The sequence below is a fragment of the Hymenobacter aerophilus DSM 13606 genome (genome assembly GCF_000382225.1).
In the GTDB taxonomy this organism is placed as follows: domain Bacteria; phylum Bacteroidota; class Bacteroidia; order Cytophagales; family Hymenobacteraceae; genus Hymenobacter; species Hymenobacter aerophilus.
Map to the genome: position 1 here is coordinate 13,298 of NZ_KB907819.1, position 16,479 is coordinate 29,776.

A 16,479-nucleotide genomic window follows, 5' to 3' on the forward strand; every position below is an offset into this window, starting at 1 on the left:
CGAACTACTCGGTGAGTTCAACCGGCTTACACGCTGGTAGCGGCCAAGCATTGCACTTGTATTCCCTTGTTCAAGCTGAAATGTAACAGGCCGGCCCGTTTGCGGAGCCGGCCTGTCACGGCTACCTGAGCCCGGTACCCTCACACCAGTGTCAGCGTACGCTCCACAACCAGCGCCCGGTTCTCAAAGTCCGTCAGCGTAACTTTCACTTGCTGCCCGGCGGTGCGTGCCAGCGGCCCGAAGCTGCGCAACCGGCCATTATAGAACTGCCGCTCAGATTCGTACCCCTCACAAACCACCAGATAGCTGCCCGAGGGAGCGTTAGCCTCAACACTTACCCACCACTCTCCCTGTTGTAACGCCACCGATAGCTCCGTTACGTCGATAGGAGGCGGTGTCGACGTCGGGGTAGGAGTGGGCGTTGAGGTGGGCGTTGGTGCCGGAGAACCAGCCGGAGGCGCCACCTCTCCAAACAACCCTTCGACGGCCAGTAGCGCCCCGGCGTTAGCGTCTACCACTGGGTTAAGCAGCTGCACCTCCTCGCCCGGCTCACTCTGGCCCAGCAGCCCGCCGAGCTGGCCGCCCGTATCGGCCGTGCGCAGGTCGTGGATGAGGATGGTTTCGGTTGAAATATCCACCCCGTACAGCTGGTTTATCCGGTCGAGCCGGGCGCGGGCATCGTCGGCGCCGGCCAGCGCGCCCAGCAACTGCAGCGCGTATTTGCGGGCCCGCGCATCGTAGCGCGCCCGCAGCCGCAGCGCATCCTTCGTGCGCTTATCGGCCTGTTTCTGATAATCGGTTTTCCGTGCCATTATGGTAAAGAAAAAGTACAACTGATAAGACCATCCGGCTTTTGGCTGGCTTCTCCTAGCTTGCTCCCAGGCTTCTCCTAGCAGCTACTCCAGGCCATCTGCCCGCCCATAACTTAGCCGAGTACAAAAAAGCCGCCCCAACCATCAGCAGGTTGGGGCGGCTTTTCTACTGCCTGCGCTTACACCACCTGCAGGCGGGTGGTGGGCGAAGCGTCCGACCCGTCGGCGCGGTAGGCGAAGGCCAGCACCATCAGGTCGGCCGCCGGCTGCCCCTCGGTGTTGATTTCCACCGACCCGTCGGCGCGGGTCGCCTCATCGTCGTCGGGCGTGGCCGCGTTGCCGGTCTGCTTATTTACCAGGATAACCTTTACCCGGTCCGTGTCCAGGGCCGTGTTGCCGTTGCTGTTGTCGGCGTAGCTCACCAGCAGCACCCCGTCGCCCCGCACGGCCGCCGTCAGGCCGGTAACCGGGGCCACCGCACCGGACGAGATAACCAGCTTCGAGTAGTCCACGCTGGCCACGTTCAGCGCGTCGGCGGCCGTGTTGTAGAAGTTCTGGCCCACGAAGCGGTTGTAGGCCGACTGGTTGCCCTGCCGCTTCAGGCCGGCGCGGGCCGTCGAGCCCAGCGAGCGGAACAGCTCGGCCAGCTTCTTGAAGCGGCTGCGCGTGTTCTGCTGGGCGGGCGTGTTGCTGCCATTGCTGGCAATCTTGGTGCGCAGCTGGTTGTCGCCGGCCCCGCCCGAGAAGGTCAGGTTGCCAAGCGAGCCGCGGATGTTGCCCAACGGGCTGTAAATGCGTGCCATCGTTGTAAAGAGAAAAAGAGTGAGAGAAAAGAATTCGGCTGCTGTTTGCGCGCCCACACTACTAGGAGCAGCCACCCCAGGAGCGCAGTTTTTCCAGTTTGTTCATCGCCCGCCACACCGCCGGCCGCACCGGCGCCACCAGGCCGCACCGCCAGAGGCCGCGGTAGCGGCGCTGGGCCCGTTCCTGCAGCCCCGCCAAGGCCGGTACCGACCGGCCCGGCTCGTAAGCCCAGGCCCAACCACGAGCCACCAGCAGGCTATCCACCCGCAACCACCGTCGAACGAACGGCCCGGCTAGTGGCCCCACGGCCACCCCCACCCGCAGCCCGGCCAGCGTGCGGCCGTAGCCGTCAACCCCCAGCCGTCCCACCTCCAGCACCCGCCCCTGCAGCAGCCGCCCCACCGAATCCGCCGCCTGCCGCCCGTAGGGCTGGCTCAGTTCCGGCGCATCCACCCCCAGCAGCCGAACCCGAACCAGCCCCGCCGGCAGCAGCACCTCGTAAGTGTCGCCATCCAGCACCCGCCGCACGCTGCCGAATTCCATCCCCGACCCGCGACGGGGCGCCGGCGCAGGCAGCTTCGGCTGCCGCACGGCTTTGGAGGCCTGCACGACCTGCGCCGACGACGCCGCAGGCATCGACGTCAGAGCGCATAGGAGGATTAATAATAGTGGATTCATGTACAATTATAAGCATAATTATACATTTGTATTTTATATGTGTATAGTTATGGATTTAGTCTAGAACAGCCAGTCGAATTATCTTGGCCTGTGCTTCCGGGGCCGCACGGACAGCCCGATACAGAAGCGGCCCACCAGAATGGCGGGCCGCACTGTTTTAACTCCTAACCTGTTTCAGGCTGCCGGTTCCACCGCGCATATCTGGCTGTCCAGGCCCGTCGAGGTGTCCGTTGCCCCCTCACCGTCCCAGATGCGCCGCATGGTCTGGTGCTGAAAGTCTTCGATAATCTTGGCGTAAATAAGCGTTGTCTGGATTTTCTTGTGCCCCAGCACCTTCTGCAGCACCTCTACCGGCATGCCGCGCAGCAGGCTTTGCGTGGCGAAAGTGTGCCGGGCCGTGTGCATCGTCACCAGCTCGCAGGTGGGCACCGCCGAGCGCGAGATACCGCCGTTGCCCGTACTCACCAGGTCGGTGGCCCCCGTCAGGCCCGCCAGCCGGGCCACCCGTTTCAGGTACTTGTTCATCACTTGGTTCGGGTGCACCGGCAACAGCCGCAGGCGCTCGGGGTCGGCGTACTTGTCGAGGATGGCTGAGGCCGCTGCCGTCAGGTAGATGCTCACGCCTGCCCGCGTCTTGCTCTGCACCAGCCGCAACAGCCGCCCCTCCTTCCACTCCTGCAGGTTGCCCGCATGCAGCGCCGACACATCGGAGTAGCGCAGCCCCGTGTAGCAGCAGAACAGAAACACGTCCCGCGTCGGCACCAGGTTGGCCGGCAGCATAGCCGAAGCCAAAGCCTGCAAATCAGCCGCCGACAGGTACAATTTTGGCGTATCGGCCGGCTTGGCCACCAGCTTCCGCAGCTCGATGCCCACGGCCACGCCTCGCTCGTCACGCAGAAAACGCAGGAACGATTTGAGGTCCTTAATTGCCGTGTACATCGTATTGGGCGCGAGCTTCCGCACTTCCCGTAGGTAGCCCAACAGCTCATCATGCCGGGCCAAATCGTAGGTTACGGGGTCCAGTAGCTCCCCGCTCCACTGCTCAAACCCGGAAAACCAGTTACGGGCCACCAAGTGCTGCCGCAAGGTCTCGCGCGAATAGCCCCGCGCCCGCATGGCTTGCCGGTACTGCTCGTAGCGCACGGCCACCGGCTGCACGGCCGGCGTTTGCTGCTCCTGAGCCTGCTCGGGCCGCAATACCGCTTTCAGACCAGCCACCGTGGGCACCTCGCCCGCGGCCCGCACAGTCCGCCACCACTGGAGCACGTCGGCGGCCATCCGGGCCAGCAAGTCGTTGGCCTCATTGGTGAAGGGGTAAGAGCGGCGGAACTGCTGCCGGTCCTCGTTCCAGTCGGCCGGCCGGCATTTCTCGCCCGTCGAGCAGGCCAGCCGGGCCCCGTCGAAGTACACCATTAAGTACACGGGACACTCTCCCGCCTTGTTTTGCTTCTGCTTCCGCAGCGTGAATTGGGTTACCATAAAGGGTAGCGTATTGGGTAGCGTGAATCCCACCCAGAGTTGAAAGAAACGCACCCAGGAACACCGAAACCCCCGGACGCAAAAAACCCGGAAAACGGCCTACACGACGTGAGGGGCTGTTTTCCGGGTGCTCCGGTAAGGAATACGTGAGCCTCTTATTGGACTCGAACCAACGACCTGCTCATTACGAATGAGCTGCTCTACCAGCTGAGCTAAAGAGGCGCTTACCCCGGCAGCGGACCCGCCGGGGCTGCAAAGATAGAACGCCCGGCCCACAACGCGCAAGGGCCGGGTGGTTTTTTTTCGGTGGCAGGTGCTAGGCGGTTCCGGGGCTTTGCGGCATCTTTGCGGGTAGCATGGTAAAATCGATTCGCAAACTGCTGGTGCGCACGCTGGGCTTCGAGCGCTACATCCGGCTCGTGAGCCACGTGTACCTGCGGCTGGTGGGCGCGGGCTGGGGCAAAGCCAAATACCCCGAGCTGTTTTTCCTGGAGAAAATAGTGCGGCCCGGCTTCGTGTGCCTCGATATCGGGGCCAACCTGGGCTACTACTCGGTGGCGCTGTCGCGGCTGGTGGGCCCCACCGGGCGGGTGCTGGCCGTGGAGCCGATACCCGCGTTCCAGGCCATTTGGCACGATAACGTGCAGCTGAGCAGTTACGACAACCTTACGCTGCTACCGTATGCGCTGGGCAGTGAAAACACCACCGTGCAGATGGGCACGCCCGAGCGCGCCGGCCTGTTGCACCACGGCATGACCAAAATTGCCGCCAGCAGCCCCACCGAAACCTACGCCCGCACCTACGAAGTGCCCATGCGCGTGCCCGACGAGCTGCTGGCCGACCTGCCCCGCCTCGATTTCGTGAAATGCGACGTGGAGGGCTTCGAGTCGGTGGTGTTTGCCAACATGCAGGCCACCCTGCGCCGCTGCCGGCCCCTGATTCAGACGGAACTCAACGGCCTCGAAAACCGCCGCCAAGTGGTGGCGCTGCTGGCCGAGTTGGGCTACAAACCATTTGTGCTCTCGGCGCGTTCAGAACTCGTAGCCTGTTCCGAAGAGCAGCTGCGCAGCGCCGTTACGGCCGATTTCTACTTTCAACCCGTTTCCTGAGCCCCGCTTTTTCGGGCTTCGTTGTCATGGTAAAATTCCTCATCATCCTGCTCGTCATCTGGCTCGTCAGCCGCTACATTCTGCCCGTGGTGTTGCGGCTGGTAGTGGGGGCGCTGGTGAAGAAGCAGGCCAAAAAGTTCGGCCAGCAGTTCGGGCAGAATCCGTTCAGCCAGCCACCGCCCCGCCCCTCGGCCGCCCGCCCCGCCACGGCCCCCGGCGAAGTCCACGTCGATTACGTGCCGCCCCACCCTGAGCCCGACACCAAGGAGTTTAAAGGCGGCGAGTACGTCGATTTTGAGGAAGTGAAATAGGGCACTGAGCCGGTAGCTGCCAGCCCCAGCTGCCAGCCCCAGCGGGGCGTCATATCGGTAGAAATTTCAACGCTCCTACCAAGCAAAGCCCCAGCGGGGCGACACCGACCGTTCAACGATGGGTGTCGCCCCGCTGGGGCTTTTAACAAAGACTCTTTTGCTTGCTACCGATATGGCGCCCCGCTGGGGCTGGCAGCTCAACCCCTGCTATATCCCGATGCCTACCCGGATGCCGGTGCCGGCGCGCTTGCCCGATTGCAGGCTGGTGTAGAAATCAACCCGCATGACTTTGAACACGTGCTCGATGCCGGCGCCCAGCTCCAGGTAGTGGCCGGCGGCGGGCGTGGTGAGGTAGTTGAGCGAGGCCACTTCCTGCCATTGCAGGCGACGCAGCAGCGGGATTTTGTTCAGCAGGAAACCGTTGAAATGGTGGTTGTAGTGCGCCTCCACGTAGCGGTCGGCGGTGCTGTAGCGGTAGTAGTCGAGCAGCTGGAACTGGCTGAAATTGGCGGCCAGGTAGGTGCGGTTGCCGTGGAAGTGGCGGAAATCCATGAACTCCAGCCGGGGCGAGCCGGGGAAGAAACCGGCCGCCACCTGGTAGTTGCTCGTGCCCAGCAACCCAAACGACACCGAGTGGCTCAGGCCGGCCTGCAAGAGTGTGTAGCGCACCTCGGAGCCCAGCGCCCCAATGCCCTGCCGCCACAAAAAGGAAAGCGTCGGGTACTTCGAGCCCAGGTTGAACTTGCCGGTGGGCCGCGTAATGTATTTCTGGCCGGGCTGGAAACTGGCCGACAGCTCGGTGCTCAGGGCCCGGCTGCGGCCAAAGCCCGTGCCGCCGGGCAGCTCGGCGGCCACCGGCTCGTTGGGCGTGAAAGCCCGGTTCTCCTTATCGCGCAGCAGTTTGGTGGTGGTGTTGAACAGCTCGCGGCGCACGTCGTAGCTGGCGCGGGCCAGCAGCGTGAGCCCGTTGAGCGGCTCCCACTGGTAGCCCAGCGCCGCGCCGTCGCGGCGATAGAGCTTGGCGTAGTTGCGGTTTTCGAGCAGCGTGTAGTAGCTGTTGATGAAGGGCGTGAGCTGGCTCTGCAGGTCGAAATTCTCGACGGTGCGGCCTGCCCGCACCAGCAGCCGGCCCAGCCGCACCGGATGCATTTGCCACTCGGCCTCCACGCTCGGGCTCAGCAGCTTGTTGCTGAAGCCGTAGCGCAAACTCGGCGTAACCGCCCAGTAGCGCCTATCGTCGGTGCGCTGCCGGAAGGTGGCCTCGGGGTTGAGCACCACGCCCTCGACGGTGTTGTAGCGAAGGATGTTGAACACCGGCTGCACGTACCAGCTGCGCTTCTCGAAGGTGCGGTTATAGGTGTAGCCCGTCAGCAGCAGCTTACCGAAGCCCAGCTCATTGCGCTTGCGGTCCAGCGAGTCCTGGTAGGGGCGCGACTTGCGGATGACTTCGGTACTGTCCTTCACCTGGTAATCTTTCTGCTCTTCGTCGGTGAGTGGGGTGGGACGGATGGTGGCCCAGTAGGCGGTGTCGCGCTCGTTGGCGGCTTTTTCCACCAGCATCACCTCGCCCTTGCACAGCCGGCCCACGCCGCTGGTGTCGCGGGCGGCGGCCTGCTCGGCCTTTTTGGCCTGGCGGCGCACGGCCCGGCTCAGTCCGCTCAGGTCAGGTTTCTGCTTTCGGATGTCGGCTACGGTTTCGCGGGTTACGGGCGCATCGTCGGCCGCCGGGGGCGTGGGGGCCAGGGTGGGGGCGGGGCGGTTGGGGAAGGTGGGCGTAACGCGGTAGTTGGAGAGCACGGCCGTGGTGTAGCCGCTGCCTTTGAACCCGAAGGCCGTGAAGTTGACCGTAATCCGCTGCGACTGCATCACCCACACGTCCGAGGGCCCCGGCGCCGGCCCGAACAGCTGCTCGATGTGCAGGCGGTCCACGTAGTCAATCTGCGCGCTCTTGCTTAAATCCAGCGACACCGACTGCAGCCGCCAGGTGCCATCGACCACGTAGATGTGGCCGGCAAACACGGGGTCGGAGGCGCGGCGCGGGGTCACTTTTATTTTATGAATCAGCAGGTTGCCCCGCTGGCTGCTGCCCTCCAGCTCGTAGCGGTAGAACAGGAAGGCGTTGGAGGCAATCGGCGACACGAAGCCGCGCTCCGAAAACCGGGCTTTCAGCAGGTTCTGGTAGAAGTTCAGCCCCTCGCCGGCCCCGGCCCGGTTGAAGCTCATGCCCCGCGCGTCGCCGCTCACCCGCGAGGAAATCATGCGCTCCTTCACCACGTTCGGCTGCCGGAAGCTCAGCTCCGATACCGATTCCGACAAGTAGAAAATGCCCGGCTTGATATCGGGGCCCACTTTTACGAGGCCCAGAATCTTGCCCGGCACATCGGAAAACCGGGCCAGCGTCTTCACGTAGGTGCGGGCCTGGAAGGCGGCCACCTCGCGCTCGTGGTAGCGCCGCCACTGCATGGCTTGCTGAATGATGGCGTAGGCAGGGTCTTTGTCGGAGCCGCGCACCACCACTTCGCGCAGCTGGTAGTTTTCGGGCGCGAGCGTGACGTTGAGCACCGTGGCCGTGTCGCCGCCGGCCACGCGCACGGTGTGCTGGCTGGGCCGGTAGCCCACGTACTGAAACACCAGCTCGTAGGTGCCGGCCGCCAGCCGCAACTGGTAGTCGCCCTGCTCGTTGGCGGCGGTGCTGGTGGTGGTGCCGCGCACGGCCACGTTGGCGAAGGGCAGGCCCGCCCCCTGCGGGTCGGCGAGGCGGCCGCGCACCACGCCGCCCCAGGCCGCGCTGGTCGATAGTAACAGCAGTAGGTAGCAGAGCCCCGGCAGTAGAAAACGCATAATCCTCACAAGTTCATAGACTTCGGCAAGGTAGATACAATCCGGCCCAAACAGGTTGCCTGAACCCGATAAACGCAAAACAGGAGCGCTGGTGGGGCGCTCCTGTTCAGGATTAACAAAGCAAACTGCCGGGTTTAGATGAATAGCGTGCTCTTGGCGTCCACGAAGTTGCGGGCAATGCTCTTGACTGTAGCCGCATCGAGGGCCTCATCGAACGCCTCCGAAGCCGAAGCGGCGGTGGCGCCGGCCGTGTTCGTCAGCAGGTCGATGCCGGCCTGCGTGGTGTTGCTGTCGGCGGGGAAGAACAGTTCGGTGGGGCCGCCGGTGGCAGGTACGCCGGGACCATACACGGCCGCCGTCGAGGGCGTGGTGCTGGGCGAAGGACCGCCGTTGTCGGTGCCCGAAATCCAGCTTTTAGGCTGCTTGTTGAGGTTGGCCAAATCGCCGGGCACCGACGTGGCGGCGGCGTTGGCGGCCACCCCGCGGCGCACCGTGCGCACGTGCGAGGAGTGGCGGGCTTCCACCGAGTGGATGTTGAGGGCCGCTTCCAGAATGTCCTTGTTCGACATCAGCTTGGTAGCGCCACCCTTGTAGGCGCGCACGCCGGTATCCACGAAAGCCTGCGACACGCCCAGGTACAGCGCGTAGTCAGTGAAAGCCTTGGCAAACGGCCCGTCGCCGCTGCCCTTGCCGCCCGAGTAGTCGAACGTGGCCCGGCCCGGGTCGGGAATGGCATCTCCACCCAACGCCTCGCGCAGCACCTTGATGTGGCCCGACTCGTCGTTGCGGATAATTTCGAAGGCCGGCCGGTCAGCGGCCGGAATCAGGCCCGTGGCTTTGAGGCCCGAATCGTAGTAGTAAAACTCCAGGTACTCCAGGCTCAGGGCCAGGTTGAGTACGGCCTTAATGTCGGCGTTGAGCGTGCCCTGACCGTAAGCGCGCTGGAAAACGCCGCTTACCAGGTTGGGCAGCATGGCCGCCGTGAGGGTTTTGCCGGCCAGCCCGAAGTGCTTGAATACGCGGCGACGCGAGTCGAGGCGGTCGTAGATTTCGGGGTCGACCCGCTCGATATCGGAGATTAATTTAAAGAAGTCCATGAGGTAAGGCGAGTAAGTGGATGGGGCGACGAACCGCCTTATTTAATGTTGCTGGCGCTGATTTTCGAGCCGTCTTTCAGGAATTTGTTGGCCATGTTCACCACGTCGGTCGGCTTCATCGACTTTTCTTTGCCGGTGCCCGTGCCTACGCCTGGGGCGCTGGTGCCGCTGGTAGGCGTAAACAGGTCTACCACGTCGGAGGCTACGAAAGTGTTGTAGTTGATCAGGTCGCGGATCAGGGCCGCGTGGCGGGCTTCCACCGACACGATTTTGCCGGCAATCAGCAGGTAAGCCTCCGTCTGGATGTAGCGGCCGGCGCCGTTGTAGGCGGCCACGCCCAAATCTTCGAACGACTTGGCCGCGCCGAGCACGCTGTTGCGGTCGTTGAAATTGATGCTCGAAAAGTCGGGCTCCAGGGCTTTGATGGCTTTGCCGGCCAATACGGTTTTGAAGAAGTCGGCGTGAATCTGCTCGTGGATGGCCAGGTCGTCAAACACCTGCTTTTCGAGACCCGCAGACAGGTTTTTGTAGTAAGCGCCTTCTTTCACCTTGGCATAAAACGCGGCTTCGAGCTGCTCAAGAGCATAAGCGTAGTTGAGTACGCCGTTGTCGCCCGAGCCTACGTCGATGGTGCCGCTGGGGGTAATATCGTCGTTGTCATCATCGCAGCCGGCGAGCAGCAGACCACCCACGGCCAGGCCAGCGCCAGAGTAACGGAGGAAGGACCGGCGCGGCAGCCGCGGCGCATCGGGGGTGCCGGGCACGACCGGCGGCAAGGAGGTAGTAGAGCTCATCGTCGAGACAGATATAAAGGTGGAATGTCTGCCGTTTACGGGGGCGGGCGGGGGCTAAGTTGAGCGCCCGATTTGTAAATACGTATTTCTTCTGATTGATTAAGTGTTTTTACGGATGGGTTAGTATGTTAATTATTAGATATATAGTTCAACTTTCGGACACCTCTGGGAGGCTATGATGCCGAACTTTTTCCGCCGGGGCGTGTCTTTTACTCAACCCATCTGCTACTCCTACCAACTCCCCCGTTAGCCATGTTCAAGCCTGCTGCTCCTAAATTTTACACCCCCACCGAGGCCCTGCGCAAGATTGCCGAGTTCTGCGCCTATCAGGAGCGCTACCAGAAGGAGGTGGAAGCCAAGCTACGCAGCTACGGCCTGAATGAGGATGAAGCGGGCGAAATCATCATCCGCCTAAGCCGCGAAAAGCTGCTCGATGAGGAGCGCTTCGCCCAGGCCTACGTGCGCGGCCACTACAGCAACAAGAAGTGGGGCCGGCGCCGTATTCTGCAGGAGCTTAAGCAGAAGGGCATTTCCGACTACTGCATCAAGTCGGGCATGAAGGAAATCGACGGCGACCAGTATTACCAGAACCTGGTGGACCTGCTCGAAAAGAAGGACCGCCAGGAAAAGGAGCGCCACCCCGGCAAGCGCCGCCAGAAAATCCAGGTATACCTGATGACCAAAGGCTACGAGCAGGACCTGATTAAAATGGCGTTGGATGATCTGGGCAAAGAGGCCGAGGATGACGACGAATAAAAGCCGCGCCTTTGGGTAGGAGCACGGCTTTCGTTCGGGTATTATGCAGTAACGCGAACTACAGAGTTCGCGTTACTGCAACTGGCCTCCCAGGAAACGCGTTAGCTCGCCCTGCTGCCAGTTTCCTTGGTATAGCTGGCCATTCACGAAAAAAGCGGGTGTCCCGTTCACGCCACTACGGACTCCGCTTTCAAAGTCAGCTTCCACCTTCTCGGTCACGGCCGAAGACTTTAGGTCGCTTTGGAATTGGTCCAAATTCAGCCCTAACTGTTGGGCGTGCTGCTGCAAACCGGCCGAATCGAGTTGGTCCTGATGCTCATAAAGAGCGTCGTGCATTTCCCAGAACTTGCCTTGCTGCGCTGCGGCCTCGGCAGCCAGGGCGGCCTGCTGGGCGTGCGGGTGCGCTTCGGCCAGCGGGAAATTGCGGAACACAAACTGCAGTTTATCACCCAGCGCCTGCTGGGCTGCCTTTATTTCCGGGTAAGCCTCGCCGCAGTAGCTACACTGGTAGTCGCCGTATTCTACAAGTTCGAGCGGAGCGCCCTGGGGGCCTTGGCGGTGGTCGTGGCCGTCGATGGCCGGTTTCAGTTGGTTACTCATGGCTTAGGCTTTTGCTTTATCGAGTTCTTCGAGGGCTTCCAGAATTCCATCGGCCCCGGGGTTGATGCCGGCGGGCGACAGGTAGCTCCACTGGATAATGCCCTTTTCATCGAGCACAAACAGAGCCCGCTTGGCTTCACCGGTTTGCTCATCGTACACGCCGTATTGTTGGGCTACGGCCCCTTTAGGCTCGAAATCGGCCAGTAGTGGGAAGTGCAGGTTGCGGTCTTTGCTGAACGCCAAGTGGCTCCACTTGCTGTCGACCGAAATACCGATTACCTGGGCGTTGTGCTTGGAGAAAAGCTTGCTGGTTTCGTTGTAGAGCGCCATCTGGTCGCCGCATACCGGGCTCCAGTCGGCCGGGTAAAAGGCCAGAATCACCCGCTGGCCCTGCAAATCGTGCAAGGCCAGTTTCTGGTCGGGGGTTGAATTCAATTCAAAATCGGGGGCAGGCGTGTTGGCTTCCAGCATGGTGTAAACAGGCGTAAGTTATAGGGTGTGCCCGGGCGCTCCGGTACGTTTCATCGTTTAGGGGCGCGGGGTGTTTTCTTACGGGTCGGTTTGTGCGACGGTTGTTCGGGCGCTCCTGGGGCCCAAGGATGAGGCGGTTCTCAAACAAACTGCTTCCGCTCTGCCAGATTAGGCAGCCGCGTTACCGCTTGGCCGGCACGGTGGGGTTCTGCATCTGCCGGCTCAGGATAACGCGGCGGCCGGTCATGGTTTCGAGTATAGGCCGCAGAATTTGCTGGGCGTTCTGCTCAGTCTGAGCCAGAATGCCGGAGTTGAGGGCGGCCCGGCGCACGTTGGCTTCGGCGTACTTATAGCCGGCATCCACTAATTCAGCATCCTGAAAAAAGCCGTTTTCGATGCTATAGACCTTGCTTTTGCTATGGTCAATCTGCCAGACGCACAGCTCGGGCGCCGGCAAAGCCACGCGCACGATGGAGTCGCCTTCGAGCACCACATCCTGGGGGCGCAGCTTGCGCAAATCGAGGCAGCCGATGGCGTTACCGGCCACAATAAGGGCTACTTTGGCATCGGGCAGAAAGCGGTAAGTACTCTTTTTATACTCCACCACGTCGCGGAACTCGTAGCGCACCAGCTCCATGCGGCCCAGCGCCTCCACCTTTTGCAGTACCGTGTTGTGCGTCACGGTCACGCGGGGGGCGGGGTTGAGCGGATTCTCGAAGTCGGCCAGCGCGGGGCGCACTTTGGTCCAGAGAAACCACCCCAGGCCCACCAGAAACAGCAGGGGCAACAGACGGCGCAGTAGTTTGGGCATTGGGGAGGAGTCGGTAAGGGAGTGAAAGGGTATGGGGAAGGATACGAGAAAACCTGCTTATTGACGAACTGTAGCAAGCATCAATTCCTTTCCATCGTCCACTATGCCACCTAAACCGGCTCCCCGCCAAACCCGGCCCAGGCCTGCAGCCCGCCGGTATGCACGGCCACTATGGTGCTGCCGCGCCGGAAGTGGCCTTTGGCCGCCAGGTCGAATAGCCCCCAAAGCAGCTTGCCGGTGTAGATGGGGTCGAGCAGGATGCCGTGCTGTTGTCGGAAATTAACGATAAACTGCCGTAGCGCTGGCCCGAGTTTCGCGTAGCCGCCGCCGTGGTAGTCGGTGCGTAGCTCCCAGTTGAGGTAGGTGCGGCCGGTAGCTTGCTGGGTCAGTTGGTTGATGTCGGCGCGCAGGAAATCGGCGCCTTTGAGGGCGGCCAGGCCCAGGGCCTGACGCTGGCCGGCCAGGCCGGTGAGCAGGCCGGCCAGCGTGCCGCCGGTGCCGCAGGCTACGGCCAGTACGTCGAAATCGAGGCGGGTCAGCAGTTCCTGGGCCAGTTCGGCGCAGCCGGGCAGGGCCAGCACGTTGGAGCCACCTTCGGGCAGCACGTAGGCCGGACCGGTTTCGTGCAGTAGCTCGGCCAGCACGTCCGGCTCGTGCTTGCGGCGGTAGGTTTCACGATCGAGAAAGTGCAGCGCCATACCATCGGCACGGGCGCGGGCCAGCGTTGGGTTGAGGGGTCGGTGGGCCAGTTCGTCGCCGCGCACAAAACCGATGGTGGGGCGCCCCAGCAGGCGGCCGGCCGCTGCCAGGGCCGCGAGGTGGTTGGAGTAGGCTCCGCCGAAGGTCAGCAGCGTGTTCAGGCCCAGCCGGTCGGCTTCCCGCAGGTTGTACTTGAGCTTGCGCCACTTGTTGCCCGGCAATTCCGGGTGCGTCGGCTCGTCGCGGGCCAGCAGGAAGCGCACGCCGTGGTGCTCACCAAGGTCGGAAATGAGAACGGAGCTCAACTTTGAAAATAGGAAAGTAATATGCGAATAGAGACGACTGTTTCAGCCCCGGAGGGGCGGCATATCGGTAGGCTCCAATAGGAAGGCAGCTAAGTAAAGCCCCAGCGGGGCGATACCGACCATTGAACGATGGGTGTCGCCCCGCTGGGGCTTTATCCGGCAGGTATGTTGGGTTTCTATCGATATGCCGCCTCTCCGAGGCTACAAGTCCCTTGTCGACCCGCTTATCCCGCCACCAGTTCGCCTTGCTCCTCCGCCGGGCGGCCCCGGAAAGCGTAGTAGAGCGCCCCCAGCAGCACGAGGATCAGGAGCACCGACGAAACCAGCGACACGGTGTTGCCCAGCGCGTAGGCGGTGGGCTCAAACTTGAACTGGATGGTGTGGGTGCCGGCCGGCACCGGCATGGCGCGCAGCACGTAATCGGCGCGCAGGTGCGGCACGGGCTTGCCATCGAGGTAGGCCTGCCAGCCATCGGCGTAGTAGATTTCCGAGAACACCACGAGGCCATCCTGGCCGGCGGTGGTGCGGTAGGTGAGGGCGTTGGGGGTGTACTTGGTCAGGGCGATGCTGGAGCCCTCGGTGGGGTAGCTGGCCTTCAGGCCCGGAAACTTGGAGGCGTCCACGACGGCCGTGGTGGCGGGGTCGAGGGTAGTCAGGGCCTGGATTTCCTGGTCGGGGTTCTGCACGCTCTGCACCTGGGCCACGTACCAGGCGTTGCCCAGCGCGCCGGGGTTGTGGATGGCCTGGGCGGGCTGCTTTTCGGCGGGTGGCGTGATGAGGTAGCGGGTGTTGAGCATGTTGAGCACCGGGGCCGCATCGGGCCGGTTCTCGGTGTAGATGCGCTGGAGCTGGGGCGAAATCTGCCGCTCAATCAAGTCCTGGTAGCGGCGCAGCTTGGCCCCGTGGTAACCGCCGATGCTCTTGTGGAAATAGGAAGTCTGGGCGTCGTTGAAGGGGTTTGCCATGTTCAGCACCCGGTAATCGAGGTCCTTGTCCTGCAGAATCTGCTGGTCGACGGGCGAGGGCACGAACTGCTCGGCCACGGTTTCGCGCTGGAAGTTGGCGTCGTTGAGGTAGCGCTTATCCACGCCCCACAAATCGACCAGCGTGAGCAAACCCACCAGCGCGGCCGCCATGCCCACCGACAGCTTGCGCTGCAGGAAAAACCACAGCACCCCACCCGCCAGCGCCACAAACAGCAGCGAGCGGAGCACGTCGGCGTTCAGCAGCGAGGCGCGGTCGGCGCGAATGGCTTCGAGCGGGAAGCCGCCCTGTTGGAGCTGGGCATCGATGGGGGCCGCGAAATCGGACACCAAACCGGCCAGGAAGGCCAGCACGCACAGGCCGGCCGTAATGGCCAGGGCCCGCAGCACGTGCTTTTTCAGGTAGGTCGTGTCAGCGTCATCGAGCGGCCGGCCGGCCAGTGCGGCCAGGCTGGGGTGGCTGCTGATGGGCGCGGCCGGGCCGGCCGGCGCGAAGCCGGGGCGGCCGCGCAGCACCCGCGCCAGCGCCAGCACCGCCAGTACCGGCATGGCCAGCTGGGCAATGACCAGCGCCATGCTCACCGCCCGGAACTTGTTGTAGCCCGGAAACAGGTCGAACATCAGGTAGTTGAAGGTCTCGAAGTTCTTGCCCCAGGCCAGCACCACGCTCAGCAACGTGCCCACCAGCAGCCAGATGCGGGTGCGCCGGTCGGCCACCATCAGCCCCAGCACGAACAGGAAAAACACCACCGCGCCCACGTACACCGGCCCGCTCGTGATGGGCTGGTCGCCCCAGTAGGTCGGCATCTGGGCCAGGTAGTCGGCGAGCTGCACGGGCGGCACGCCGGCGGCCACCAGGGCCTTGCCGGTGGCCGAATTCTCGCTCAGCTTCATTTGCGAAGCGCCCCCGTAGAAGTTCGGAATCAGCAGCGTGGCCGTTTCGCCGATGCCGTAGCTGTAGCTGAAGGCGTACTCGCGGTTGAGGCCCGAGCCGCCATCCACCGGCTCCTGCGACACCGGCTGGCCGGGCGCTGAGGGCGGTGGAGTAGTCAGCTCCGAGCGGCCCCGGATGCTGTATTTGCCGTATTCGAGCGTGGTGTAGAGGCGGCCGAAGCTCACGCCCGCCGCCAGCACGGCGCCTACTGCCAACAGCGCCGTGCGCTGGAAAAACGCGGGCAGCCGCTTCTCCTTAAAGGCAAACACCAGCTCCACCACCCCAAACACCAGCACCAGCAGCAGTAGGTAGTAGGTTATCTGGAGGTGATTGGAGCGGATGTTCATGGCCAGCCCCAGCGTAAACAGCGCCGCGCCCAGCCACTTGTTGCGCCGGAACGTGACGAGCAGCCCCGCCAGCACCAGCGGCGCGTAGGCCAGCGCCAGGCTTTTGGTGTTGTGGCCGGCGGCCAGAATAATGAGGTTGTAGCTCGTGAAGCCCAGCGCCACCGCGCCTACCGCGCTCAGCAGCGGCGAGAGGCCCAGCGCCAGCCCCAGCGCGTAGCCACACACCAGCGCCAGAAACAGGTTGGCCACCACCGCCGGCAAATCGAGCGTGAACAGCTTGTGCAGGTAAATGCTCAAATCGCCCGGGAAGCGGGTGCTGATGAGGTAAGTGGGCATGCCCGAAAACATGGAGTTGGTCCAGAGGGCCTCCTCGCCGGTGGCCTCGCGAAACTGGGCCGCCTCGTGCGAGCCGCCCTGAAACTGCACGATGTCGTGCTGGGCCAGGGTCTGGTTTTCGAACAGAATGGGGGCGAAATACACGCTGGCCAGGGCCAGGAAAAACAGCACGGCCAGCAGGTGCGGCAGCACCCGGCGCCACAGCGGCGCGGGCGCGGAGCGAAGAGGAGTAGTCATTCGGCTTGAAAGGAAGTCGGAATCAGAAGCCCGAAGATAGTAGATGTTCAACCGCAGCCCCGCCGCCACTCTTGC

At 63.0% G+C, this 16,479-nt stretch carries 15 protein-coding genes and 1 tRNA gene; 3 read left to right on the forward strand and 13 right to left on the reverse strand.

Features of this window, described 5'->3' with window-relative positions; genetic code table 11:
• Window positions 1-140: 140 nt before the first annotated feature.
• The 5 genes from H145_RS0113980 to H145_RS0114000 form a co-directional block, all read right to left on the reverse strand.
• Window positions 141-812 carry a hypothetical protein gene (locus H145_RS0113980; RefSeq protein ID WP_019948784.1) on the reverse strand — a complete coding sequence of 224 codons (672 nt, stop codon included), beginning with the start codon at window positions 810-812 and terminating at the stop codon, window positions 141-143.
• Window positions 813-991: 179 nt separating this feature from the next.
• Window positions 992-1,615, reverse strand: a complete 624-nt coding sequence (locus H145_RS0113985; protein WP_019948785.1) for a DUF6266 family protein — start codon at window positions 1,613-1,615, stop codon at window positions 992-994.
• Window positions 1,616-1,676: 61 nt separating this feature from the next.
• The gene (locus tag H145_RS21365; RefSeq protein WP_019948786.1) at window positions 1,677-2,159 is read right to left on the reverse strand and encodes a thermonuclease family protein; all 483 of its coding nucleotides are present in this window, start codon (window positions 2,157-2,159) and stop codon (window positions 1,677-1,679) included.
• A gap of 309 nt (window positions 2,160-2,468) precedes the next feature.
• Window positions 2,469-3,773 (reverse strand): tyrosine-type recombinase/integrase, encoded by a 1,305-nt coding sequence (locus H145_RS0113995; protein ID WP_019948787.1) that lies wholly within the window; start codon window positions 3,771-3,773, stop codon window positions 2,469-2,471.
• 149 nt (window positions 3,774-3,922) lie between these two features.
• Window positions 3,923-3,995: transfer RNA gene (locus H145_RS0114000), tRNA-Thr, on the reverse strand.
• A gap of 134 nt (window positions 3,996-4,129) precedes the next feature.
• On the opposite strand from H145_RS0114000, the gene H145_RS0114005 reads away from it, so the two are divergent.
• Window positions 4,130-4,882 (forward strand): FkbM family methyltransferase, encoded by a 753-nt coding sequence (locus H145_RS0114005; protein ID WP_019948788.1) that lies wholly within the window; start codon window positions 4,130-4,132, stop codon window positions 4,880-4,882.
• 26 nt (window positions 4,883-4,908) lie between these two features.
• Window positions 4,909-5,193, forward strand: coding sequence for a DUF4834 family protein (locus tag H145_RS0114010; RefSeq protein WP_019948789.1), 285 nt, complete (start codon window positions 4,909-4,911; stop codon window positions 5,191-5,193).
• Between the two features lie 207 nt (window positions 5,194-5,400).
• Here the strand turns inward: H145_RS0114010 and H145_RS0114015 are convergent, their stop codons facing one another.
• The 3 genes from H145_RS0114015 to H145_RS0114025 all read right to left on the reverse strand — a co-directional run bounded on the left by H145_RS0114015 (window position 5,401) and on the right by H145_RS0114025 (window position 9,925).
• Complete coding sequence (locus H145_RS0114015) at window positions 5,401-8,034, reverse strand: DUF5686 and carboxypeptidase regulatory-like domain-containing protein (RefSeq protein WP_019948790.1); 2,634 nt, start codon at window positions 8,032-8,034, stop codon at window positions 5,401-5,403.
• Between the two features lie 134 nt (window positions 8,035-8,168).
• Window positions 8,169-9,131 carry a ferritin-like domain-containing protein gene (locus H145_RS0114020; RefSeq protein WP_019948791.1) on the reverse strand — a complete coding sequence of 321 codons (963 nt, stop codon included), beginning with the start codon at window positions 9,129-9,131 and terminating at the stop codon, window positions 8,169-8,171.
• Window positions 9,132-9,169: 38 nt separating this feature from the next.
• The gene (locus H145_RS0114025; protein ID WP_157541598.1) at window positions 9,170-9,925 is read right to left on the reverse strand and encodes a ferritin-like domain-containing protein; all 756 of its coding nucleotides are present in this window, start codon (window positions 9,923-9,925) and stop codon (window positions 9,170-9,172) included.
• 252 nt (window positions 9,926-10,177) lie between these two features.
• On the opposite strand from H145_RS0114025, the gene H145_RS0114030 reads away from it, so the two are divergent.
• The gene (locus tag H145_RS0114030) at window positions 10,178-10,681 is read left to right on the forward strand and encodes a regulatory protein RecX (protein WP_019948793.1); all 504 of its coding nucleotides are present in this window, start codon (window positions 10,178-10,180) and stop codon (window positions 10,679-10,681) included.
• Between the two features lie 72 nt (window positions 10,682-10,753).
• On the opposite strand, the gene H145_RS0114035 is transcribed toward H145_RS0114030, so the two are convergent.
• The 5 genes from H145_RS0114035 to H145_RS0114055 form a co-directional block, all read right to left on the reverse strand.
• On the reverse strand, window positions 10,754-11,281 hold the full coding sequence (locus H145_RS0114035) for a DsbA family protein (RefSeq protein WP_019948794.1): 528 nt from the start codon (window positions 11,279-11,281) through the stop codon (window positions 10,754-10,756).
• 3 nt (window positions 11,282-11,284) lie between these two features.
• Entirely contained in the window at window positions 11,285-11,752 is a 468-nt protein-coding gene (locus H145_RS0114040) for a redoxin domain-containing protein (RefSeq protein ID WP_019948795.1), read from the reverse strand.
• 181 nt (window positions 11,753-11,933) lie between these two features.
• A complete protein-coding gene (locus H145_RS0114045; RefSeq protein WP_019948796.1) occupies window positions 11,934-12,563 on the reverse strand; it encodes a DUF4230 domain-containing protein in 630 nt (209 codons plus the stop codon).
• A 110-nt stretch (window positions 12,564-12,673) separates the two neighbouring features.
• On the reverse strand, window positions 12,674-13,567 hold the full coding sequence (locus H145_RS0114050) for a 1-aminocyclopropane-1-carboxylate deaminase/D-cysteine desulfhydrase (RefSeq protein WP_019948797.1): 894 nt from the start codon (window positions 13,565-13,567) through the stop codon (window positions 12,674-12,676).
• 224 nt (window positions 13,568-13,791) lie between these two features.
• On the reverse strand, window positions 13,792-16,404 hold the full coding sequence (locus H145_RS0114055; RefSeq protein ID WP_019948798.1) for a YfhO family protein: 2,613 nt from the start codon (window positions 16,402-16,404) through the stop codon (window positions 13,792-13,794).
• Between the last annotated feature and the right edge of the window lie 75 nt (window positions 16,405-16,479).